Annotated in this window: 21 protein-coding genes and 1 tRNA gene; 16 read left to right on the top strand and 6 right to left on the bottom strand. The window is 63.8% G+C overall.

What is annotated here, in order from left to right; genetic code table 11:
* The first annotated feature begins 59 nt into the window (after positions 1–59).
* Together acnD and prpF are read left to right on the top strand one after the other, a co-directional pair.
* Positions 60–2,648 carry a Fe/S-dependent 2-methylisocitrate dehydratase AcnD gene (gene acnD / locus IAE34_RS02275; RefSeq protein WP_200137222.1) on the top strand — a complete coding sequence of 863 codons (2,589 nt, stop codon included), beginning with the start codon at positions 60–62 and terminating at the stop codon, positions 2,646–2,648.
* Between the two features lie 81 nt (positions 2,649–2,729).
* Positions 2,730–3,923: a 2-methylaconitate cis-trans isomerase PrpF gene (prpF, locus tag IAE34_RS02270; protein ID WP_200137221.1), complete on the top strand. Its 1,194-nt coding sequence runs from the start codon at positions 2,730–2,732 to the stop codon at positions 3,921–3,923.
* A 110-nt stretch (positions 3,924–4,033) separates the two neighbouring features.
* On the opposite strand, the gene acnB is transcribed toward prpF, so the two are convergent.
* The gene (gene acnB, locus IAE34_RS02265; protein ID WP_200137334.1) at positions 4,034–6,643 is read right to left on the bottom strand and encodes a bifunctional aconitate hydratase 2/2-methylisocitrate dehydratase; all 2,610 of its coding nucleotides are present in this window, start codon (positions 6,641–6,643) and stop codon (positions 4,034–4,036) included.
* Between the two features lie 405 nt (positions 6,644–7,048).
* On the opposite strand from acnB, the gene IAE34_RS02260 reads away from it, so the two are divergent.
* Both IAE34_RS02260 and IAE34_RS02255 read left to right on the top strand, forming a co-directional pair.
* Complete coding sequence (locus IAE34_RS02260; RefSeq protein WP_200137333.1) at positions 7,049–7,516, top strand: DUF1289 domain-containing protein; 468 nt, start codon at positions 7,049–7,051, stop codon at positions 7,514–7,516.
* Positions 7,517–7,585: 69 nt separating this feature from the next.
* Positions 7,586–8,338: a hypothetical protein gene (locus IAE34_RS02255; protein WP_200137220.1), complete on the top strand. Its 753-nt coding sequence runs from the start codon at positions 7,586–7,588 to the stop codon at positions 8,336–8,338.
* 4 nt (positions 8,339–8,342) lie between these two features.
* On the opposite strand, the gene queD is transcribed toward IAE34_RS02255, so the two are convergent.
* Positions 8,343–8,699, bottom strand: a complete 357-nt coding sequence (gene queD / locus IAE34_RS02250) for a 6-carboxytetrahydropterin synthase QueD (protein ID WP_200137219.1) — start codon at positions 8,697–8,699, stop codon at positions 8,343–8,345.
* Positions 8,700–8,752: 53 nt separating this feature from the next.
* On the bottom strand, positions 8,753–9,835 hold the full coding sequence (locus IAE34_RS02245) for a patatin-like phospholipase family protein (RefSeq protein ID WP_200137218.1): 1,083 nt from the start codon (positions 9,833–9,835) through the stop codon (positions 8,753–8,755).
* A gap of 167 nt (positions 9,836–10,002) precedes the next feature.
* On the opposite strand from IAE34_RS02245, the gene IAE34_RS02240 reads away from it, so the two are divergent.
* From IAE34_RS02240 to IAE34_RS02190, 11 genes are all read left to right on the top strand, one after another.
* Positions 10,003–10,311, top strand: a complete 309-nt coding sequence (locus tag IAE34_RS02240) for a PepSY domain-containing protein (RefSeq protein WP_200137217.1) — start codon at positions 10,003–10,005, stop codon at positions 10,309–10,311.
* A 35-nt stretch (positions 10,312–10,346) separates the two neighbouring features.
* Complete coding sequence (locus IAE34_RS02235) at positions 10,347–10,625, top strand: PepSY domain-containing protein (RefSeq protein WP_442793179.1); 279 nt, start codon at positions 10,347–10,349, stop codon at positions 10,623–10,625.
* The gene (locus IAE34_RS02230; protein WP_200137215.1) at positions 10,626–11,297 is read left to right on the top strand and encodes a response regulator transcription factor; all 672 of its coding nucleotides are present in this window, start codon (positions 10,626–10,628) and stop codon (positions 11,295–11,297) included.
* Positions 11,294–12,613 (top strand): sensor histidine kinase, encoded by a 1,320-nt coding sequence (locus tag IAE34_RS02225; protein ID WP_200137214.1) that lies wholly within the window; start codon positions 11,294–11,296, stop codon positions 12,611–12,613. The genes IAE34_RS02230 and IAE34_RS02225 overlap by 4 nt, the downstream gene beginning before the upstream one ends.
* Before the next feature lie 70 nt (positions 12,614–12,683).
* Positions 12,684–13,136: a GNAT family N-acetyltransferase gene (locus IAE34_RS02220; protein ID WP_200137213.1), complete on the top strand. Its 453-nt coding sequence runs from the start codon at positions 12,684–12,686 to the stop codon at positions 13,134–13,136.
* Between the two features lie 166 nt (positions 13,137–13,302).
* Positions 13,303–13,677, top strand: a complete 375-nt coding sequence (locus tag IAE34_RS02215) for a helix-turn-helix domain-containing protein (protein ID WP_200137212.1) — start codon at positions 13,303–13,305, stop codon at positions 13,675–13,677.
* A gap of 75 nt (positions 13,678–13,752) precedes the next feature.
* Positions 13,753–14,391, top strand: coding sequence for a response regulator transcription factor GacA (gene gacA, locus IAE34_RS02210; RefSeq protein ID WP_200137211.1), 639 nt, complete (start codon positions 13,753–13,755; stop codon positions 14,389–14,391).
* A 6-nt stretch (positions 14,392–14,397) separates the two neighbouring features.
* Positions 14,398–16,221, top strand: a complete 1,824-nt coding sequence (gene uvrC, locus IAE34_RS02205; RefSeq protein ID WP_200137210.1) for an excinuclease ABC subunit UvrC — start codon at positions 14,398–14,400, stop codon at positions 16,219–16,221.
* Positions 16,222–16,254: 33 nt separating this feature from the next.
* Complete coding sequence (gene pgsA / locus IAE34_RS02200; RefSeq protein WP_200137209.1) at positions 16,255–16,815, top strand: CDP-diacylglycerol--glycerol-3-phosphate 3-phosphatidyltransferase; 561 nt, start codon at positions 16,255–16,257, stop codon at positions 16,813–16,815.
* A gap of 64 nt (positions 16,816–16,879) precedes the next feature.
* Positions 16,880–16,955: transfer RNA gene (locus IAE34_RS02195), tRNA-Gly, on the top strand.
* Positions 16,956–17,181: 226 nt separating this feature from the next.
* Complete coding sequence (locus IAE34_RS02190; RefSeq protein WP_200137208.1) at positions 17,182–19,125, top strand: tyrosine-type recombinase/integrase; 1,944 nt, start codon at positions 17,182–17,184, stop codon at positions 19,123–19,125.
* A gap of 51 nt (positions 19,126–19,176) precedes the next feature.
* Here the strand turns inward: IAE34_RS02190 and IAE34_RS02185 are convergent, their stop codons facing one another.
* On the bottom strand, positions 19,177–19,818 hold the full coding sequence (locus IAE34_RS02185) for a substrate-binding domain-containing protein (protein ID WP_200137207.1): 642 nt from the start codon (positions 19,816–19,818) through the stop codon (positions 19,177–19,179).
* A 104-nt stretch (positions 19,819–19,922) separates the two neighbouring features.
* Here IAE34_RS02185 and IAE34_RS02180 point away from each other — a divergent pair, with 104 nt between their 5' ends.
* Positions 19,923–20,213: a helix-turn-helix domain-containing protein gene (locus IAE34_RS02180; protein ID WP_200137206.1), complete on the top strand. Its 291-nt coding sequence runs from the start codon at positions 19,923–19,925 to the stop codon at positions 20,211–20,213.
* Positions 20,214–20,227: 14 nt separating this feature from the next.
* Here IAE34_RS02180 and IAE34_RS02175 read toward each other — a convergent pair whose 3' ends face one another.
* Both IAE34_RS02175 and IAE34_RS02170 read right to left on the bottom strand, forming a co-directional pair.
* On the bottom strand, positions 20,228–21,118 hold the full coding sequence (locus IAE34_RS02175) for a LysR family transcriptional regulator (protein WP_200137205.1): 891 nt from the start codon (positions 21,116–21,118) through the stop codon (positions 20,228–20,230).
* Positions 21,119–21,283: 165 nt separating this feature from the next.
* Positions 21,284–22,390, bottom strand: a complete 1,107-nt coding sequence (locus IAE34_RS02170) for an aldo/keto reductase (RefSeq protein WP_233630874.1) — start codon at positions 22,388–22,390, stop codon at positions 21,284–21,286.
* Positions 22,391–22,516 lie beyond the last annotated feature (126 nt).

Below are 22,516 nucleotides of genomic sequence, written 5' to 3'. Positions count from 1 at the left end.
ACACGCGCAGCGCCTGCTGATCGCACCTGCAAGTCGAATACCGTGAGCCTGAGAACGCTATGAACACTGCCTACCGCACCGCCTTGCCAGGCACGGGCCTGGACTACTTCGACGCCCGCGCCGCCGTCGACTCGATCCAGCCCGGCGCCTACGACCGTCTTCCCTACACCTCTCGGGTGCTGGCCGAAAACCTGGTGCGCCGCTGCGAGCCGGCCACCCTGCATGCGTCACTGGGTCAACTGATCGAGCGCAAGCGTGATCTGGACTTTCCCTGGTACCCGGCGCGGGTGGTCTGCCACGACATCCTCGGCCAGACCGCACTGGTGGACCTGGCCGGGCTGCGCGATGCCATCGCCGAGAAAGGCGGTGATCCTGCTCAGGTCAATCCGGTCGTACCCGTGCAACTGATCGTCGACCACTCCCTGGCAGTGGAGTGCGGCGGTTACGATCCGCAGGCCTTCGAGAAGAACCGCGCCATCGAGGATCGGCGCAACGAAGACCGCTTTCACTTCATCAACTGGACCAAGCAGGCGTTCAAGAACGTCGACGTGATCCAGCCGGGCAACGGCATCATGCACCAGATCAACCTGGAGAAGATGTCGCCGGTGATCCACTGCGAGCAGGGCGTGGCATTCCCGGATACCTGTGTCGGTACCGACAGCCATACGCCTCATGTCGACGCGCTCGGGGTGATCGCCATCGGCGTGGGCGGGTTGGAGGCAGAGAACGTCATGCTGGGTCGCGCTTCGTGGATGCGCTTGCCGGAGATCGTCGGCGTGGAACTGACCGGCCGGCTCGCCGAGGGCATCACTGCCACCGATCTGGTGCTGGCGCTCACAGAGTTCCTGCGCAAGCAGAAAGTGGTCGGCGCCTACCTGGAATTTCATGGTCAAGGCGCCCGTGGCCTGACCCTGGGCGATCGCGCCACCATCTCCAACATGGCGCCCGAATATGGCGCCACGGCAGCGATGTTCGCCATCGACCAGCAGACCCTGGACTACCTGCGCCTGACCGGACGCGACGACCAGCAAGTGCAGTTGGTGGAGCGCTACGCCAAGGTCGCCGGCCTGTGGGCCGATAGCCTGGCCAAGGCCGAGTACGAGCGCACCCTGAGCTTCGACCTGGCCAGTGTGGTGCGCAACATGGCTGGCCCTTCCAACCCCCATGCACGGGTCGCGACCCGTGATCTGGCGGCCAAGGGCATCGCCGGTGCGTGGGAGGACGTGCCTGGCCAGATGCCCGACGGGGCGGTGATCATCGCCGCCATCACCAGTTGCACCAACACCAGCAATCCGCGCAACGTGATCGCTGCCGGGCTGCTGGCGCGCAATGCCAATCGGCTGGGGCTGGCACGCAAGCCCTGGGTCAAGTCGTCCCTGGCGCCGGGTTCCAAGGCCGTGCAGCTGTACCTGAAGGAAGCGGGGCTGGAGCAGGAGCTGGAGCGATTGGGCTTCGGTATCGTCGCGTTCGCCTGTACGACCTGCAACGGCATGTCCGGCGCGCTGGACCCGCAGATCCAGCAGGAGATCATCGACCGCGACCTGTACGCCACGGCGGTGCTTTCGGGCAATCGCAACTTCGACGGTCGGATCCATCCCTATGCCAAACAGGCATTCCTGGCTTCGCCGCCGCTGGTGGTGGCTTACGCCATCGCCGGAACCATCCGCTTCGACATCGAAAAGGATGTGCTGGGGGTGGTCAATGGCGAGCCGATCCGGCTGATGGACATCTGGCCCAGCGACGCGGAAATCGACGCCGTGGTGCGGGCCTCGGTCAAGCCGGAGCAGTTCCGCCAGGTCTACATTCCGATGTTCGCCATCGAGGAGCAGGCAGGTCCGAAAGTGGCGCCGCTGTATCAGTGGCGGCCGATGAGTACCTACATCCGACGTCCGCCGTATTGGGAGGGGGCGCTGGCCGGTGAGCGGACCCTGCGCGGCATGCGGGCACTGGCCATTCTGCCGGACAACATCACCACCGATCACCTGTCGCCGTCCAACGCCATCATGGCTGATAGCGCTGCCGGCGAGTACCTGACCAGGATGGGCGTGCCGGAAGAGGACTTCAATTCCTATGCCACCCATCGTGGCGACCATCTGACCGCCCAGCGCGCCACCTTCGCCAACCCGAAGCTGTTCAACGAGATGGTCCGCAACGCCGACGGCAGCGTGCGCCAGGGATCGCTGGCGCGTCTGGAGCCGGAGGGGCGGGTGACGCGCATGTGGGAGGCCATCGAAACCTACATGCAGCGCAAGCAGCCGCTGATCATCGTGGCTGGCGCCGATTACGGCCAGGGCTCATCGCGCGACTGGGCGGCCAAGGGCGTGCGTCTGGCAGGCGTCGAGGCGATCGCCGCAGAGGGCTTCGAGCGCATTCACCGCACCAACCTGATCGGCATGGGCGTATTGCCTCTGGAGTTCCATCCTGGGACCACCCGCCTCACGTTGGGGCTCGACGGTAGCGAAACCTATGACGTACTCGGTGCACGCACGCCTCGAGCCACCCTCACGTTGGTGGTCAACCGCCGAGACGGTGAGCGTCTGGAGGTGCCGGTGACCTGTCGGCTGGACACTGCCGAGGAGGTTTCGATCTACGAGGCGGGCGGTGTGTTGCAGCGCTTCGCCCAGGACTTCCTGGAGGCCGGTGCCTAGTACGCCCCGGCACAGTCAAGCGCCAGCGCGGCTGCCTGGCTGCCCCTGGCTCGTCATCATCATCGACAGGACACCATGACCATGCCACACCCAGCACAGATCCGAATTCCGGCGAGCTACATTCGCGGCGGCACCAGCAAAGGCGTGTTCTTTCGCCTGCAAGACCTGCCCGAGCGCGCCCAGTCAGCCGGTCCGGCACGCGATGCCCTGCTGCTGCGCGTGATCGGCAGCCCCGATCCCTATGCCAAGCAGATCGACGGCATGGGCGGCGCCACTTCGAGTACCAGCAAGACCGTGATCCTGTCGCCGAGCGAGAAGGCCGACCATGACGTCGACTATTTGTTCGGGCAGGTCGCCATCGACCAGGCCTTCGTCGACTGGAGCGGCAACTGCGGCAACCTGTCGGCAGCGGTCGGCCCGTTCGCCATCGCCAATGGCCTGGTGGATCCGGCTAGAATCCCCAGCGACGGCATCGCGACCGTGCGCATCTGGCAGGTCAACATCGGCAAGACAATCGTCGCCCATGTCCCGATCAGCCAAGGTCAGGTCCAGGAAACCGGCGACTTCGAACTCGACGGGGTCACCTTCCCGGCGGCCGAAGTGCAGCTGGAGTTTCTCGACCCTGCCGCCGAGGAAGAAGGCGAGGGTGGCGGCGCCATGTTCCCTACTGGCAATCTGCTGGACGAACTGGTGGTGCCGGGGATCGGCACCTTCGCCGCGACCCTGATCAACGCCGGCATCCCGACCATTTTCGTCAATGCGTCCGACCTCGGTTACACCGGCACGGAGCTGCAAGAGGCGATAAACGGCGATCCCGGTGCGTTGGCGCGCTTCGAGACTCTGCGCGCCCATGGCGCGCTGCGCATGGGCTTGATCGAGCACCTCGACCAGGCAGCCACTCGCCAGCACACGCCTAAGATCGCCTTCGTCGCGCCGGCCACCGCCTACACTGCATCCAGCGGCAAGGCCGTGGCAGCCAGCGACATCGACCTGGTGGTCCGCGCGCTGTCGATGGGCAAGCTGCATCACGCCATGATGGGGACGGCCGCCGTCGCCATCGGCACCGCTGCCGCGATTCCCGGCACGCTGGTCAACCTCGCGGCCGGTGGCGGGGAGCGCACGTCGGTACGCTTCGGTCACCCTTCCGGCACTTTGAAGGTGGGTGCCGAGGCGCAACGCGTCGATGGGCAGTGGACCGTGACCAAGGCCATCATGAGTCGCAGTGCGAGGGTGTTGATGGAAGGTTGGGTGCGTGTTCCGGCGGACAGCTTCTAGTGCCGGCCTGCCGAGCGACCGAGGCCGAAACCCCGCCATCCCAACGAAAAAACCCCGGCATGCCTGCCGGGGTTTTTCTTGTCGCTTAGAGCGCTTAACGTACCGCTGACTTACGCCTGGACCACCGGAATCTGGGCATTGGCCGCCGCTTCACGGAACTCGGCGATCTGGTCGAAGCTCAGGTAGCGGTAGACATCGGCTGCCATGCTGTCGATGTCCCTGGCGTACTGCAGGTATTCCTCGACTGTCGGCAGCTTGCCGAGAATCGAAGCCACTGCCGCCAGCTCCGCCGACGCCAGGTAGACGTTGGTGGCATCGCCCAGACGGTTGGGGAAGTTACGGGTCGAGGTGGACACCACGGTCGAGCCGGTCTGCACCCGTGCCTGGTTGCCCATGCACAGCGAGCAGCCTGGCATCTCCATGCGCGCGCCGGCCTTGCCGTAGATGCCGTAATAGCCTTCCTCGGTCAGCTGGTGGGCATCCATCTTGGTCGGCGGAGCGAGCCACAGACGGGTCGGAATGCCGCCCTTGACCTTGTCCAGCAACTTGCCGGCGGCACGGAAGTGACCGATGTTGGTCATGCACGAGCCGATGAACACTTCGTCGATCTTCTCGCCCTGGACCTGCGACAGCAGGCGAGCGTCGTCCGGGTCGTTCGGTGCGCAGAGCACCGGCTCCTTGACGTCGGCCAGGTCGATCTCGATGATCTCGGCGTACTCGGCATCGGCATCGGCCGACAGCAGCTGCGGATCGGCCAGCCAGGCTTCCATGGCCTGGGCGCGGCGCTCCATGGTGCGGGCATCGCCGTAGCCTTCGCTGATCATCCAGCGCAGCAGGGTGATGTTCGACTGCAGGTACTCGGCGATGGCCTTTTCCGGCAGCTTGATGGTGCAGCCGGCGGCCGAACGCTCAGCCGAGGCATCGGACAGCTCGAACGCCTGTTCGACGGTCAGTTCGTCCAGGCCTTCGATTTCCAGGATGCGACCGGAGAAGGCGTTCTTCTTGCCTTTCTTCTCCACGGTCAGCAGGCCTTGCTGAATGGCGTAGTAAGGAATGGCGTGAACCAGGTCGCGCAGGGTGATGCCCGGCTGCAGCTTGCCCTTGAAGCGCACCAGTACCGACTCAGGCATGTCCAGCGGCATGACGCCGGTGGCGGCGGCGAAGGCCACCAGGCCGGAACCGGCCGGGAACGAAATGCCGATCGGGAAGCGGGTGTGCGAGTCGCCACCGGTGCCGACGGTGTCAGGCAGCAGCATGCGGTTCAGCCAGCTGTGGATGATGCCGTCGCCCGGACGCAGCGAGACGCCACCGCGGGTGCGGATGAAGTCTGGCAGGGTGTGGTGGGTGGTGACGTCGATCGGCTTCGGATAGGCGGCCGTGTGGCAGAACGACTGCATGACCAGGTCGGCGGAGAAGCCCAGGCAGGCCAGGTCCTTGAGCTCGTCGCGGGTCATCGGGCCGGTGGTGTCCTGAGAGCCGACGGTGGTCATCTTCGGCTCGCAGTAGGCGCCTGGGCGAACGCCCTGGCCTTCGGCCAGGCCACAGGCACGGCCGACCATCTTCTGCGCCAGGGTGAAGCCCTTGCCGGTGTCGGCAGGCTGCTCTGGCTTCTTGAACAGGTCCGAAGCGCCCAGGCCCAGTTCGGCGCGCGCTTTTTCGGTCAGGCCACGCCCGACGATCAGCGGAATACGACCACCGGCGCGGACTTCGTCCAGCAGCACTTCGGTCTTCAGGGCGAAGGTGGTGACCAGCTCGCCGCTGTCGTGGCGCTTGACCTCGCCCTTGAACGGATAGACGTCGATCACGTCACCCATGCCCAGGTCGGTGCAGTCGAACTCGATCGGCAGGGCACCGGCATCTTCCATGGTGTTGTAGAAGATCGGCGCGATCTTGGTGCCGAAGCAGAAACCGCCGGCACGCTTGTTCGGTACGTTGGGGATGTCGTCGCCGAAGAACCACAGGACCGAGTTGGTCGCCGATTTGCGCGAGGAGCCGGTGCCGACCACATCACCGACGTAGGCGACCGGATGACCTTTGGCGCGCATCGCTTCGATCTGCTTGAGCGGGCCGACCGAACCTGGCTGCTCGGGCTCGATGCCATCACGGGCCATCTTCAGCATGGCCAGGGCGTGCAGCGGGATGTCGGGACGCGACCAGGCATCGGGCGCCGGGGACAGGTCGTCGGTGTTGGTTTCGCCAGGCACCTTGAACACCGTCAAGGTGTACTTCTCGGCGATGGCAGGACGCGAGGTGAACCACTCGCCCGCGGCCCAGGACTCCAGCACCGCCTTGGCGTGCACGTTACCGGCCTTGGCTTTCTCGGCCACGTCGTGGAAGGCGTCGAACATCAGCAGGGTGTGCTTGAGCTGTTCGGCCGCGACGGCGCCCAGTGCGGCGTCGTCCAGCAGCGCGACCAGCGTTTCGATGTTGTAGCCGCCCTGCATGGTGCCCAGCAGTTCGGTGGCATGCTTGCGGTCGATCAGCGGCGAGTTGGCCTGGCCTTGGGCGATGGCGGACAGGAAGGCGGCCTTGACGTAGGCAGCTTCGTCGACCCCAGGGGGGACGCGGTTGGTGATCAGGTCTACGAGGAAGGCTTCTTCGCCGGCTGGTGGGTTCTTCAGCAGCTCGACCAGGCCTGCGGTCTGTTCGGCGTTCAGCGGCTGGGGCACGATACCCAGGGCGGCACGCTCTTCGATGTGTTTGCGGTAGGCTTCAAGCACAGTTATTACCCTCATCAGTTGTCCCTAAAGGGAGTCCGGGACACTCATCCAGCATTCCCAGCACCCCTGCGCGGTTCACGGCTTCTTGGGCCGTCCAGCCAGGGTCGCGGAGAATCCTTACAGAAGCTGCTTTCAAAGTTTTACGCCTGTAGAACGGAAGGCTGATGAGGGGTTGGCGCGGTCATGCAGGCAGCATGCACCGGGCCAACGCCGTTCTACCGGATCAACTGTGCTCGTGACGCTTTGAAAACAGCTTCCAACGGACATGGTTGCCTTGAAAAGGCGGAGTTATTCTACGGCAAAAAAAGGCGGAAGGTAAGTTGCTGGCCTGGACTTTAACCCGTGACCGCGGTTAGACAAAGGGCTAACATGCCCCGGTGTGCCATCGCCTTCTCGTTGTCCGACATGCCCAATCAGTCCATCAAGACGCCCTGCGTCGGCCTCTGCTCAACCGTCTACGGCGACACCGTGTGCCGTGGCTGCAAGCGCTTTCATCACGAGGTGATTCACTGGAACGGCTATGACGAGGCGCACAAGCGGGCGGTCTGGCTGCGCCTGGAGCAGTTGCTGGTGCAGGTGATGATGGCCAAGCTCGAGGTGTTCGATGCACAGCGCTTGCGTCAGCAGTTGCAGCAGCGCTCGATTCGCTTCCTGGCCCAGCAATCCGAATACTGCTGGGCCTACCAGTTGATCGCTCGCGGTGCGCGCATGATCCGTGATCTGGACGCCTACGGCATCGCCCTGTTGCCGGAATTTCGCGACTGGGAGCTGCCGCAATTGCGCGATGCCATCGATCGGGAATTCTTCATCCTTTCCGAAGCGCATTACCAGCGCTACATCGCCCCGGCTTTTCTGCGAGACGCCCAGGGATAGCGCTTCTCGCTGCCTGTCTGGGGTGTGCGGACCTTATCGTGAAGGCCCAATCGCGTCCAGGGCATCCCCATGAGCACACTTCAGTTCCAACCCGAAATGAGCTTCATCGCCAGCTGTCACTGGCAGCTGCATGACACCCCCGTCACGCTGGAGCAGTGGGACGAAACCAGCGATATGTACCGTTCGTTCTGGGTCGAATTCAACGACTGGAACGGCGACGACGGCTGGCTGCTCACCAGCAACGACTACGACGACAGAGGGCTCGGCTCGTACCTGATCGACGGCGCCACCGGCTCGCAGGTGCGCAAGCGCTACGTCACCCGCAATTTCTGGTTCGGCGTGTACCGCCATGCCGATGGCTACGTCTATGAGATCCGTCCTGCCTACGATGGCCGCAACGCGCACGCCTGGCCCAACCTGGACTACTGGCTGGACGTGAGTCGCAACGGCTACCTGGGCTTCTACCGGGCACTGTCGGCAGCAGGGGTATGCGTGAATGAAAAAGGCAAGGTGACCCTGCGCAATCCCAACGGCACCACGTTCGAGCTGCCCATCGATCCTCCGCTGCGCATCTCGACGCCCTTGTACTCCCTGACCTGCGGTCGGCGCACGCCGCTGTGGCACATTCCGGCGCTGAACCCCACTGCACTGAAGGAGCACGACGTGTTCACCAATCTGGCACTCTATAGCCCCAACGGCTACGTCGTGCGACGTCGGGTGGAACGTGTCGCCTACCTAAACGACAGTTTCGGCGCACGCGGTGCCTTCACGATGGTGATCAGCAACCCTTGCGTGCCACCGCACCCGAGTCCCCAGGCCTGAGGATTCAGTCGCCGGTGTATTCGCACCCGCTGGTGCAGGTTTCGTGAATCCGCACTTTCGACAGCTCTGGCAGCAGCGGTTTGACCTGCTGCCAGATCCACACGGCGATGACCTCGCTGGTCGGGTTCTCCAGGCCTGGAATGTCGTTGAGATAGTTGTGGTCCAGGCGATCGTAGATCGGCTTGAAGATCGCCTTTACTTCGGCGAAGTCGCGAATCCAGCCTGTGTGCGGGTCCAGCGGGCCGCTCAGGTACAGGGCGACCTTGAACGAATGCCCGTGCAGCCGGCCGCACTTGTGTCCGGCGGGCACGTTGGGCAGGCGGTGCGCCGATTCGAAGGTAAATTCCTTGAAGATTTCCACGCGTCGATAACTCTGTCTGAATCGAAGATGCGCGCAGTCTACCAGCATGATCCCTACAAGGCTTGCAGCCGTTCGTGCAGCCGCCCGGTGGCCACCAGTTCGAGCAGTTCGTCGCCCAGGCGCTGGCTCTCGGCGATGGCCTTGTACCAGTAGCGCTTGCGCGTGGCGGCGTCGCCCATGAAGCGCTTGAAGTCGCCGCGGTCTGGAAGCTTGCCGTAGGGTAGGGCGGCCAGGTACTGGGGCGAGGGGGTCATCAGCAGGACATTCTGCAAGCGTGTGGCATCGCCGCGGCGCCAGGGCAGGGCCTTGTCGAACCAGCCAGGGACGACCTTGTCGGTGAAGTGTGGGTACAGCACCAGGTCGTCGCCCCGGTAGGGCAGGTCCAGGTGATAATCCAGCAGGCCGCCGTCGCGGTAAGTGCCCGCTCCGGCGCCGGGCAGGTCTCGCACGCCTTGCATGACCATGGGAATGGAGCCTGAGGCCAGCAGCCCCTGGCGCAGGTTGTCCAGGTCCAGCGGCAGGCATCGCGAGGGGAAGTCCTCAAGCGGATCCAGCGGGGGGGCGCTGCGCGGATCGTGCAGGACGACTCGCTCGAAATGTCGAGCCAGACGCGGTCGACCGAGCAGGTTGCTGGCGATGACCGCCGACAGCCCTATACCGAGCCTGGCCCGATGATCGAAGGCGAGCTGGCCGTGACTCTTGACCACCAGGATGTTCAGGCGGTACTGCGTATTGGCGAGGATCTGCGCGTCGCGTCCTTGCAGCAGGTCGTCGAGCATGCGCTGGCAGCTCTGGGTGATCTGCGCCGGCGTCACCCCTCTGGCGAAATCCTGCTCGGTGTACAGCTCGCCCAGGCGCCGTAACCCTGCGACCGGATCGTCGAGGCAGGCACTGGCGAAACGCCAGGCGCCGATGGAGGCACCGATCAGCGAACGCTGACGGGGCGCCGAAGGCAGGAACTGACCGAACAGGGCCAGGTCCAGGCCCTGAATCCCCAGCGGCTTCGGCCCGCCGGCTGCACCTGGCAGCACGCCTACGTCTGCGGCACGCAAGCCGCGTTCGCGAATCTGAGCGAGGGCACGTTTACCCGCCTTGAAGGTGAGGGCGGGGTTGCGGATGTGGATGGCGGCGTTCATGGCGGTCCCTGGGGCGGCAGGCGCGCAGTATAAGCGTCTTGACTGGGTGTGTGTCGCAGGTTGGGCCAGCCGCGCTATCATGCGGCCAGTTGTTTTCAGGTTGAATTAAGGCCATGGGGTTAACTTCGATTGCGTCAACAACCTGTACCGCACGATGGAGAGACACCATGAAAACCTTGACTGCCCTGTTCACCGCTGCCGCCCTGACCCTCGGTGCCAATGCCGCCTTCGCCAAGGACGTCCAGCCCGATCAAGTGGTGAAGCTGGTCAACGCCAAGACCATCAAGTCGCTGGACGAACTCAAGGCCGCCGCTGTCGCCAAACACCCCGGTGCCACCGTCACCGATTCCGAGCTGGAAGATGAATATGGTCGCTATGTCTACAAGGTCGAGCTGCGCGATGCGCAGAACGTGGAATGGGACGTGGCGCTCGATGCCAAGACCGGTGAAGTGCTGAAGGACGAACGAGACAGCTGATGAACAGCCTGCCGCGAGCCTTGCCCTACCTGGTGATGGCGCTGCTGGTGGCCGGTGCGCCGGCCAGCGCCCGTGACCTGGATCAGGACGAGGCTCTGGCCCTTCGCCAGAAGGGCATCATCCTGCCGCTCGAGCATTTGCTCGAAGCCGCCCTGGGGCGTTACCCCGGGGCGCGCCTGCTGGAAGCGGAGCTCGAGGAAAAACACGACCGCTACGAGTACGAGGTCGAGTTGCTGACCCCGGAGGGCGTAGTGCGGGAAATCAAGTACGACGCGCGCACCGGTGCGTTGCTGAAGGATGAGGAAGACGACTGAATGCGCCTGTTGCTGGTCGAAGACAACGTGCCGCTGGCTGACGAGCTGATCGCCAGCCTGCAGCGCCAGGGCTATGCGGTGGACTGGCTGGCCGATGGTCGCGACGCCGTGTACCAAGGACAGAGCGAGCCCTACGACCTGATCATCCTCGACCTGGGCCTGCCTGGCCTGCCGGGTCTGGAGGTGCTGCAGCAGTGGCGCGCCGCCCAGTTGGCCGTGCCTGTGCTCATCCTTACCGCCCGGGGCTCCTGGGCCGAGCGCATCGAAGGGCTCAAGGCCGGCGCCGACGACTACCTGAGCAAGCCGTTCCATCCCGAAGAGCTGCAACTGCGCATCCAGGCGCTGCTGCGCCGTGCACGGGGGCTGGCCAACCAGCCGCGCCTTGAAGCCGCCGGCCTGCACCTGGACGAGGGTCGACAATGCGTGGTGCGCGAAGGCGTCGACGTGCAGTTGACCGCTGCCGAATTCCGCCTGCTGCGTTACTTCATGCTGCATCCGCGCCAGGTGCTGTCCAAAGGGCATCTGGCCGAGCACCTGTACGACGGCGAAACCGAACGCGACTCCAACGTCCTCGAGGTCCATGTCAATCACCTGCGGCGCAAGCTCGGCCGCACGGTGATCGAGACCCGGCGAGGGCAGGGCTACGTCTATGCCGGGAGCGCCGAGGGGTGAAGTCCATCCAGGCGCGTCTGAGCCTTGGACTGGTCGCGGTGCTGATAGTGGTGGGGGTGGCCGTGGCCCAGGTAACCCTGTGGCTGTTCGAGGCGGGCCTGCAGCGCTACCTGGAGGCCGGTCTGCGCAAGGAAAGCGAGAATCTGCTGGTGGCACTCATGCATGGCCCCAAAGGCCTGCAATTGGACGAGCGCCGGGTATCGGCCGCCTACCATCGGCCCTTTTCAGGCTATTACTTTCGCATCGATTTCGCCCAGGGCACCTGGCGCTCGCGCTCGCTGTGGGACCTCGACATGCCCAAGCCAGGGCGCCCCGGTCTGGACGACCGGCACGAGCTCGGCCCGGAGGGGCAGCAGTTGCTCGCCTACCGGGGCGACTACCGGCGCCTGGGGCAGGACGTGTCGATCAGCGTCGCCCAGGATTATTCGCCCGTGCGCGACGGCTTCAAGCGCCTGCAACAAGTGGGCCTGGGCATGGGCCTGCTGGCGCTGCTGCTGATTCTGGTGCTGCAGCGGATCACCGTGACCCGCGCGCTGCGACCCCTGGAGCGCGCGCGGCAGCAGATCGCCCAGTTGCAGCGCGGACAGCGCTCGCAACTGGATGCGCAGGTGCCTCCCGAGCTGCAGCCTCTGGTCGAACAGATCAACCATCTGCTGGCTCACACCGAGGACAGTCTTCGCCGCTCGCGCAACGCCCTGGGCAACCTTGGCCATGCGCTCAAGACACCCTTGGCGGTGCTGATGAGCCTGGCGGGTAGCGCCCGACTGGCCGACGCACCCGAGCTCCAGGCGCAGTTGCGCGAGCAACTGGAGCAGATCAAGCAACGCCTGGCGCGCGAGCTGAACCGAGCACGGCTGGCCGGCGATGCCTTGCCCGGTGCTCGATTCGATTGCGACGCGGAGTTGCCTGGACTGCTGTCGACCCTGGCCATGGTTCACGGGCCCGGGTTGTCACTGGAAAAAGAGGTGCCTGCGGGCTTGCAGCTACCCTGGGATCGGGAAGACCTGCTGGAGCTGCTGGGCAATCTGTTGGACAACGCCTGCAAGTGGGCCGATGGGGAGGTGCGGCTGAGCATCCAGCCGACCCCGCAGGGGTACCGGCTGTGGGTGGACGATGATGGACCGGGTATCCCGGAAGACGCGCGAGCGCAGGTGCTCGCACGCGGTTCGCGGCTGGACGAGCAGGTGGCCGGTCACGGTCTGGGCCTGGGTATCGTGCGCGACATCGTGGAGGCGTGGCAGGGAAGCATGGCGTTGTCGCAGAGCCCGCTTGGTGGTTTGCGTGTCGACATCGCCCTGACCCGCCGAGGGCCGTGATCACCCGGGGCGTTCACGGCGCGCCAGATACAGCTATGCTCGTTTCAGGACCTGTCCGAGCCCTGCGCCCATGAACGTGCCGCCTCTGCGCCTCGGCCCCGCCAGCGAGGCTGACCGCAACTTCGCCCGTGATCTGACTCGGCGGGCCATGCTTCCCTATTACCAACAGTTCGACCTGCGCTGGGTCGAAGAAGCCTTCGATCAGGCCTGGAGCTGGCGCGAGCAATTTCTGATTCAACGGGGCGATCAGGTGCTGGGCTTCTGTAGCCTCAGTCAGGACACACAGGCGCTGTTCATTCGCGAGCTGCACCTGCTGCCGGCGTTTCGCGGGCAGGGCGTGGGGAGTTGGGCACTCGAAGAATTGGCGAATTGGTCTCGGCAACGTCGTCTGCCTTTGCTGCGCCTGATGGTATTCAGCAGCAATCCCGCCCGTCGGCTGTATACCCGCGCAGGATTCATCGAGATGGGCCAGGACGCCTGCTTCGTACGCATGCAGCGCAACCTGGGCAAACCTCGAACCTAGAGCGCCCGCACCTCGTCCAGACGCCGCAGCGCAAGCTCGGACGGATGGTACCCGCCTGGCTTGTGTTCATTGGATCCAATGGGCATAGTGCCCATTCGAGGGCGGGCCGATCGCCCGCCGCTGTATCCATCCCAGGGATAGTCGATGGAGCCGAAAAGGACAGGCGATGAAAGGATTCGGGCTGAGATTGCGAGAAGAACGTGAGCGGCTGGGCATGACCCAGCGGGTATTCGGCGACATCGGCGGCGTCGAACCCAACGCACAGGGCAAGTACGAAAGCGGCGAGCGCACGCCGCGCATCGATTACCTGGCGGCACTGGCCGACAGAGGCGTCGATGCTCTCTACGTGCTGACCGGCCTGCGCGCGCCGGCCCCCGTGGAATGTCTGAGCGCCGAAGAGAGCCGCCTGTTGTGCGGGCTGCGTCACCTGAGCGCCGATGACCGGGCCGCCGTATGGCATTTGCTGGGGCGCCTGACGCCTGAAGTCAGCTTTACCGGACGCTGGTCGACTCAAGCACGGGTGTCAGACTTGTCCGTGTAATGTGTTGCGTTATGTTCGCCACGAAATTTTTTGTTAAGGTGGTCGGAAACAATCGCCCCACAACGAGGTGTCTGCTTGATTAGGGTACTGGTGGTCGATGACCACGATCTGGTGCGTACCGGCATCACCCGCATGTTGGCCGATATCGATGGCCTGCAGGTGGTGGGCGAAGCAGACTCGGGTGAATCGGCGCTGAAACTTGCGCGCGAGCTCAAGCCCGATGTGATCCTGATGGACGTCAAGATGCCAGGCATCGGCGGCCTGGAAGCCACTCGCAAGCTGTTGCGCAGCGACCCCGATGCCAAGGTGGTGGCGGTTACCGTCTGCGAAGAAGACCCGTTCCCGACTCGCTTGCTGCAGGCCGGCGCAGCCGGTTATCTGACCAAGGGTGCCGGGCTCGACGAAATGGTCCAGGCCATTCGCCTGGCCTTCGCCGGACAGCGCTACATCAGTCCGCAGATCGCCCAGCAACTGGCGCTCAAGTCGTTCCAGCCCCAGGGCTCGCCGTTCGACGCCCTGTCGGAGCGGGAAATCCAGATCGCCTTGATGATCGTCGGTTGCCAGAAAGTGCAGGTCATCTCCGACAAGTTGTGTCTGTCCCCCAAGACCGTCAATACTTACCGGTATCGGATCTTTGAAAAACTCTCGGTCACCAGCGACGTCGAATTGACCTTGCTGGCCGTTCGCCACGGTATGGTTGACGCAAGCCTGTAATCCCTCATGTCCCAACTCTTTGATGCCAGCGCGTTCCTGGCGACCTGCAGTGGTCGCCCGGGCGTGTACCGAATGTTCGATGCCGATTCGCGGCTGCTCTACGTGGGCAAGGCGAAGAACCTCAAGAAGCGCCTGGCCAGCTATTTTCGCAAGGCCGGCCTGGCGCCGAAGACGGCTGCCCTGGTGGGGCGCATCGCCCAGGTGGAAACCACCATCACCGCCAACGAGACGGCCGCGCTGCTGCTCGAGCAGACGCTGATCAAGGAATGGCGTCCGCCCTATAACATCCTGCTGCGTGACGACAAGTCCTACCCCTATGTGTTTCTCTCCGACGGTGAGTTTCCGCGGCTGGGCATCCATCGCGGCGCCAAGAAGGCGAAGGGCCGTTATTTCGGCCCGTACCCCAGTGCCGGTGCCATCCGCGAGAGCCTGAGCCTGCTGCAGAAGGCGTTCTCGGTGCGCCAGTGCGAGGACAGCTACTACGCCAACCGTACCCGACCTTGCCTGCAGTATCAGATCAAACGGTGCAAGGGACCGTGCGTCGGCCTGGTCGAGCCTTCGGTGTATGCCGAGGACGTCCGCCACTCGGTGATGTTCCTGGAAGGACGCAGCCAGCAATTGGGCAACGAGCTCAATGCCGAGATGGAGCGCGCCGCCATGGCCCTGAATTTCGAAAAGGCGGCCGAGCTGCGCGATCAGATCGCTTTGTTGCGGCGGGTGCAGGATCAGCAGCACATGGAGGGAGGATCGGGCGATGTGGATGTCGTGGCGGCCTTCATCAACCCGGGCGGCGCCTGCGTACACCTCATCAGCGTGCGGGGAGGGCGCGTGCTCGGCAGCAAGAACTACTTCCCGCAGGTGGGTATCGAAGAGGACGTCTCCGAAGTGATGGCGGCGTTCCTGTCCCAGTACTACGTGGGCAATGCCGAACGCGAGATGCCGGGCGAGCTGATCGTCAACGTGGTGCACGAGGACTTCGAGGCGATCAGCGAAGCGGTGCAGAGCCTGCGCGGTCGCGAGCTGACCATCAGCCACCGGGTGCGCGGTACGCGGGCGCGCTGGCAGCAACTGGCGGTCACCAATGCCGAGCAGGCGCTCAATGCGCGCCTGGCCAACCGTCAGCACATGGCGGCGCGGTTCGAGGCGCTGGCGCAGGTACTCGAGCTGCCGGAGGTTCCCCAGCGTCTGGAATGCTACGACATCAGTCACTCCAGCGGTGAGGCCACCGTGGCGTCCTGCGTGGTGTTCGGGCCTGAGGGCCCGATCAAGTCCGATTATCGTCGGTTCAACATCGAGGGGGTAACGGCTGGCGACGACTATGCGGCGATGCAACAGGCCCTGACGCGCCGCTTCGGTCGTATCAGGGACGGCGAAGGCAAGCTGCCCGACGTGCTCCTGGTGGACGGCGGCAAGGGCCAGTTGAACATGGCCCGCGAGGTCATGCAGGAGCTCGCGTTCAGCGACCTCACGCTGCTCGGGGTCGCCAAGGGCGTGACTCGCAAGGCCGGTTTCGAAACGCTGTACCTCAACGATGTGGCCCACGAGTTCACCCTCAAGGGCGACTCTCCAGCGCTGCACCTGATTCAGCAGATCCGCGACGAGGCTCACCGTTTCGCCATCACGGGACACCGAGCCCGGCGTGGCAAGGCACGTCGTACGTCGAGCCTGGAGGAGGTCGCGGGCGTCGGGCCGAAGCGCCGCCGCGAGCTGCTGAAACATTTCGGCGGCCTGCAGGAACTGAACCGGGCGAGCGTGGATGAAATCGCCAAGGCGCCGGGGATCAGCAAAAAGCTGGCCGAGTCGATTTATGCGAGCCTGCATAGCGAGTAGAATGCGAGGCTCAACCTGCGGCCAGTCGTACCGATGAATATTCCAAACCTGCTCACCGTTCTGCGCGTCCTGCTCATCCCGATCTTCATCCTGCTGTTCTACGTGCCTTATCACTGGAGCTATGCAGCCGCCAGTACGGTGTTCGCGATTGCCGCCGCGACCGATTGGCTGGACGGCTATCTGGCGCGCCGCCTGCAACAGAGCACGCCGTTCGGCGCGTTCCTGGATCCGGTGGCCGACAAGTTGATGGTCGCGGTGGCCCTGGTGCTGCTGGTGCAGGTGCACGCCAACTTCTGGCTGACACTGCCGGCCGCGGTGATCATCGGCCGCGAGATCGTGGTGTCGGCACTGCGCGAATGGATGGCCGAGCTGGGGGCCAGGGCGCACGTGGCGGTCTCGAACCTGGGCAAATGGAAAACCGCCGCGCAGATGCTCGCGCTGGTGATTCTGCTGGGCAATCCACCTGTGCTGACGTTCTGGGTCGGGCTGGGCTATGCATTGTTGCTGGTGTCGGCGGGCTTGACCCTGGTATCGATGGTGCACTACCTGGTCGCAGCCTGGCCACACTTGCGCGAAGGTTCGGAGCAGAAGTAAAAGTTTTTTTGAATCAAGGGGTTGACCTTCTCTGGCAGGTCGCTAGAATGGCAGCCATCACCCCGCGGGAATAGCTCAGTTGGTAGAGCACGACCTTGCCAAGGTCGGGGTCGCGAGTTCGAGTCTCGTTTCCCGCTCCAAGTTATGATCTACAGACTTCTACTGACGTCTGTAAGTTGTTGAAAAGAGGGGCTTCGGCCCCTTTTTTCATTCCAGCGAGCGCCACGGAAATCTACCCACAGCTACCGTTTTTGAGTGACCAATTGAGGCACAAGAATACGGGTGGGACGGCTACCGGATAGTTGCTGGGGCAGAGCGGGAAGCATGACGAGAATAGGGCCTAAGTCATAACTTAGGAGCCTCGAAATGGCACTCTCTGATCTGACCGTCCGGCAGGCAAGGACTACCGGCAAACGCTATACCCTCTCCGACAACGACTGCCTGGGCCTGATGGTCTCTGCCGCAGGCGGCAAATCGTGGATCTTCCGCTTTTACTGGCTGGGCAAGCAGAAGCGCTTGTCCCTCGGCGGCTATCCCGCGCTCAGCCTGCGTGAGGCCCGCGCCGAGCGGGACAAGGCCCAAGCCCTGCTCGCCATGGGGATCAATCCCCAAATCGAGCGCGATAAGCGTCGGCACGCGGCCAAGCTGGCGGGCGAATACACCTTCAGGAACGTCTTTGATGCCTGGGTTGAGCATCGCCGCAAGGAACTCAAGGAAGGCCGTCAAAGCACGCTTTCGCAGATTCTGCGCATCTTCAACAAAGACGTGCTGCCCACCCTGGGGAAGATGTCGATCTACGACATTCGCCGGCCCCAGCTCGTGGGCGTCGTGGCGGCGATCGAGAAGCGCAAGGCGTTCACCACCGCCGAGAAAGTGCGCACCTGGTTCAACCAGATGTTTCGCTATGCCCTGGTCGTTGCCGAGGGGCTCGAAGTCAACCCGGCAGCGGACCTGGACGTGGTGGCCGAGCCCAAGCCTCCGGTGGCGCACAACCCCTACCTGCACCTTCCCGAGTTGCCCGAGTTCCTTCAGAAGCTTCGGCTCTACAACCCTCGCGGCTGGCAGACCCAGCTTGGCGTCCGGCTGCTGTTCCTGACGGGGGTGCGCACGGGCGAGCTGCGGCTGGCCGAACTAGAGCAGTTCGACCTCGACCGGGGCTTGTGGATCATCCCGCCGCAGGTCGTCAAGCAGCTCCAGGACGAAATGCGCAAGGCCGGCAAGCGGCCGCAGGACGTGCCGCCCTACATCGTGCCGCTATCCCTGCAGGCCATCGAGATCGTGCGCTATCTCCTGGGCGTGATGCGGCCGGCGCAGAAGTATCTGCTGTCGCATCGCAGCGAACTCAAGAAGCGCATCAGCGAGAACACCCTCAACAAGGCCGTGCAGCTCATGGGCTATGAGGGGCGCCTGACCGGCCACGGTATCCGCGGCACCATCTCGACCGCACTCAACGAGATCGGATACCCGAAGATTTGGGTGGACGCGCAGCTTTCGCACTCCGACCCGAACAAGGTCAGCTCGGCCTACAACCATGCCAAGTACGTGGAGCCGCGACGCCGCATGATGCAGGACTGGGCAGACCGTCTCGACCTGCTCGAACAGGGCGAAGTCGAAGCCGCGAGCGCGCACCTGACCATTCGCATCGACGGGGTGCCGGCGATGGCGGAAGTGGAGGAAGCGGTGGGCTCGGTCCCCGCAGTGGCCGAGCCTGCTGTCGCTGGTGTGCCGCCTGTGGTGGCCGCGCCCATCGTCGTGACCCCGAACAGGGGCGGAATCACGTTCCAGCGGCTGTCGCAAGTGCCACCGGCTCCGGTGCATGCCCCGGAGCCCGAAGTGTCCGCGATCCAGCGCGAGCGCGAGGTAATGCTGACCATCTACGAGTCGCCGATTAATCTGCCGGTTCCTCTGTTCGGCAAGTTGGCCGGCAAGTCTAAGGACCAGATCAACCGCGAGCTGAAGGCGGGCAAGCTGCTGTCGATCAGCCTCGGCAACCGGGGGCAGCGAGTTCCCGACTGGCAACTGCTGCCGCTCAAGCACAAGCTGACCCAGGTGCTCATGAACCAGTGCCCGGACGCGGATTCGTGGGACCTGTACCGCATGCTGACCCAGCAGCACCCCGACCTGGGGGATCGTGCGGCCATTGATGTGGTCACGCCGACCAACGTGCCCGCGATCATCCGGGTCATCATGGGCGACTACCAGCGCCACGAGGATGCGCACGAAGCCATTGCCATGCGGCCCATCCCCGAGGATGTGCGGCTGAGTGTCCGTCGGCTGGTGGATAGCGCCGCGGTACTTGAGGGGGCTTAACCCCCCGATTCAACTACGGCCGGGTCATGGCCTCGGCCGTAGGGGGTGTTATCACGTGGCATCAGCCCCGGTGACTTGCATCGCTCTGCGCTCGAACCGCTCCGAAACGGAATCGGCTCGCGCGTGGGGTCGCTGCAGGTAGGTCACGATTTCATAGGGGCCATCGGCCAGCGGTCGCACGGTGATTCCCCATCCATGGGCGCGCTCGATGCGCGATCGCGCAGACAACCCGACGCCATAGCCGGCCGCTACCCACAGCGCCATCATCTCGAAGGAAGACAACTTCTGGCTGCTCTCCTGATCCCGCGGCATGAGCGAGGCCAGCATCTCATCCAGTAGAGGGCACGCCTCGGCCTGCCAGCGGTAGATGGGGCAGTCCTGGAGGTCGGCGATGGTGAGGTTTGCTCGATCGAGTAGATGGAATCGCGGCGGCATGGCAACCGCCAGGTTCTCGGTCCACAAAGGTTGCGTCTTGAGCGCCGGATCGCTGGCCCCCTGAAGCGACAGCCCTGCGTCGTAGCGGCCTTCACGAAGCCCCTGAAGCAGGACGTCACCTGCAACCTCGAAAAACGCGAGCGCGACGTCTGGTTTTTCCGCGCGTTGTCGCGCGAGAAGCGCCGAAAGGTGAGGTGACGGTACGCCCGGTGCTACGGCAAGTCTGATACGGGGGGACCGACTGGCGGCGTCGTGCATAAGAGCCCCCAAGAAGAGAATTGGTTAAGAAAATAACTCGACATGATACCCATGAGTTAAATTTAACGTGGTTAAATTCTAGTGACTGCTCGACGCTTCTGCTAATGCAGAAGCGTACTGTTCAACGAGGCCGTCCCCCAGGCACTACACGATATGAAGCCGAGCCAGCCCTGGCTTTCGGAAAGGCCGTGCGCGCGTCTCGTATGGACCAGGGCGTTGCTCAGGAGGAACTGGCTTCGATGGCCGGGATTGAGCGCTCGCACATGGGCAAGATCGAGCGAGGGGAGCATTTGCCCTCGCTGGCCGTGATCTTGAAAGTTGCCGCAGCGCTCAAAATGAGTGGCACCGAGCTGATGGCTGCAACGGAACGCAATCTTCATGCCGATGCAGGCTAACGCCAAATAGACTTCTATCCGTCCGCCTGCGAGCGCAGGCGGGTAATGAAACGCTCCAATGCAGGGCATGGGGTGTCACTGCTGGGCCGAAGTAGGTAGGTGGTGATCACGGCTGAATCCGCGACCAGAGGGCGTGCAATGACATCCGCGCGTTGGCTGACTGCAAATCTAGTCGCGGTCGTGAAGCCGAGACCATATCCAGCCCCGACCAACGTGAGCATCATGTCCAGCGAGGATGCGTGCTCGACCACATTCGGTTCTCGCTTCAATGGCCGCAGCAGCCGTGTCAGTTCGCGGCAATAGCCTTCGCATACCTGCGGATCGCACAGCACGAGCGGATAGGAAGCGAGCTCTGGAAGCGGCACTTCCTTGTGAGCGAGCAGCGGATGTCGCGCGGGTACTGCCAAGATCAACGGGTCATGCCATATCGGCTCCGCGATGATTTCCTCACCAACCTCTGCGGTGTGGGCGAACCCGATGGTGAAGTCGCCCGATCGAAGTCCACGCAATTGCCCGGAGAGAGGAACCTCGACCAGTCGAATTTCAATCTCAGGTTCCTCCTCGCGGCAGAGGGCGAGGAAGGCCGACAGGCGCCGGTCAACGGTGCCATCGGATATGGCGATACGCAGACTGCCTTGCAAACCTGCGGCGATAGCCTTGACGTTCTCCCGGCCTTGCTTCAGCGCCGCGAATACCCTTCGCACGTCTTGCAGGAATGCTGATCCGGCTGGGGTCAGGCGGGTTCCTCTCCGATCCCTGTCGAAGAGTGTTGCGCCCAGTTCATCCTCCAGTTCCTTGATGGCTCGGGAAAGCGGCGGCTGCTCGATGTGCAGGCGCTCAGCCGCTCTCGTGAAGTGCAACTCCTCGGCCAAGACAACAAAGCATCGAAGATGTCGCAATTCCATGAGCCGCGCTCCCATTGAAATCTCGAAAGTGTTCTGCGTATGCCAATCTCTCTACGCAATAGCGCCTCCCACCGCCATACGAGGCGATAGGAACTCTGCCGAAACACGCCGTGGAAGGACGGCTGGGCTTGCCCTGGAACCGGCGCCTGAGCGGAAACGCAGGCGTCACCAGGCATATGCCTTCGGTGCTCCGCCTCCCGGGCCCGGCCATATCTGGTCCAGCTTGGCCAGCGTTTCGCCTGAGAGGTTCAGGGAAAGTGCCCTGATGTTCTCCCGGATCTGCTCCACGGTGCGCGGTCCGCTGATAGCAGCGGTCATGACTGGGTTGTGGATCACCCAGGCGAGCGCCACGACGGCGGGTGGTTGGCCCAGCTCTCGGCACGGCGCCTCGTAGGCTTCCAGCTGCGGGCGGAACTTCGGGATCTGCGCCTGTAGGCCTGGCGTTGCACGACGCCCTTCGGTGATCTTGCCCAGCACGCCACCCAGCAGTCCCATGCCGATAGGACTCCAGGGGACCAAGCCGATGCCGAGTTCGCGCACGGCCGGAATCACTTCCAGCTCGATGGTGCGCTGGGTCAGGTTGTAGAGACTCTGCTCCGACACCAGCCCCAGGAAGTTGCGCGATTCGGCCACGCCCTGCGCCCTGGCGATGTCCCACGCCGCAAAGTTGCTGCTGCCGACGTAGGTGATCTTGCCCTCGCGGACCAATTGCTCCATCGCCTGCCAGATTTCCTGCCACGGCGTCGAGCGATCGACGTGGTGCATATGGTAGAGATCGATGTGGTCGGTCTTTAGGCGCTTGAGGCTGGCCTCGCAGGCGCGGCGAATGTGATACGCCGACAAGTACTTGTCGTTCGGCCCCGTGCCCATCGGCTGGTACACCTTGGTCGCCAGCACGATCTTGTCACGGCGGGACTTGTCCTGGGCCAGCCAGCGGCCGATGTACTCCTCGGAGATGCCAAAGCCTTGCTCCATGTCCGGCGCCTGCGGGCCGCCATAGACGTCAGCGGTGTCGAAGAGATTGACGCCCGAATCCAGCGCTTTGCTCATGACCCTGAAGCTGTTCGCCTCGTCGGTCAGCTCCCCGAAGTTCATGCAACCCAGCGCTATGCGGCTGACCTTGAGGCCGGTACGGCCAAGGTGCTTGTAGTTGCCCGAGCCGATCGCTCGGCCAGGCGCTGCGGTCTGCGCCCGTGCGGCACCGGCCGACAGGGAAGCGATCAGCGGAGCAGCGGCAAGACTGGCCATGCCCATGCCTGCGAGTTTCAGCAACCGACGCCGTCCCAATTCGGGAGCGCTGGAACTGTTACCGATGTTCGTTCGGTTGGTTGAACTAAGCATTCTGCGCCTCATGGTGGGCAGGAATGAACAAGTCCGGCCTATGCGGAACCCGCGCCC

The organism is Pseudomonas sp. S30, from assembly GCF_016518545.1.
Taxonomy (GTDB): domain Bacteria; phylum Pseudomonadota; class Gammaproteobacteria; order Pseudomonadales; family Pseudomonadaceae; genus Aquipseudomonas.
This window is presented reverse-complemented; position numbering and strand designations above follow the sequence as displayed.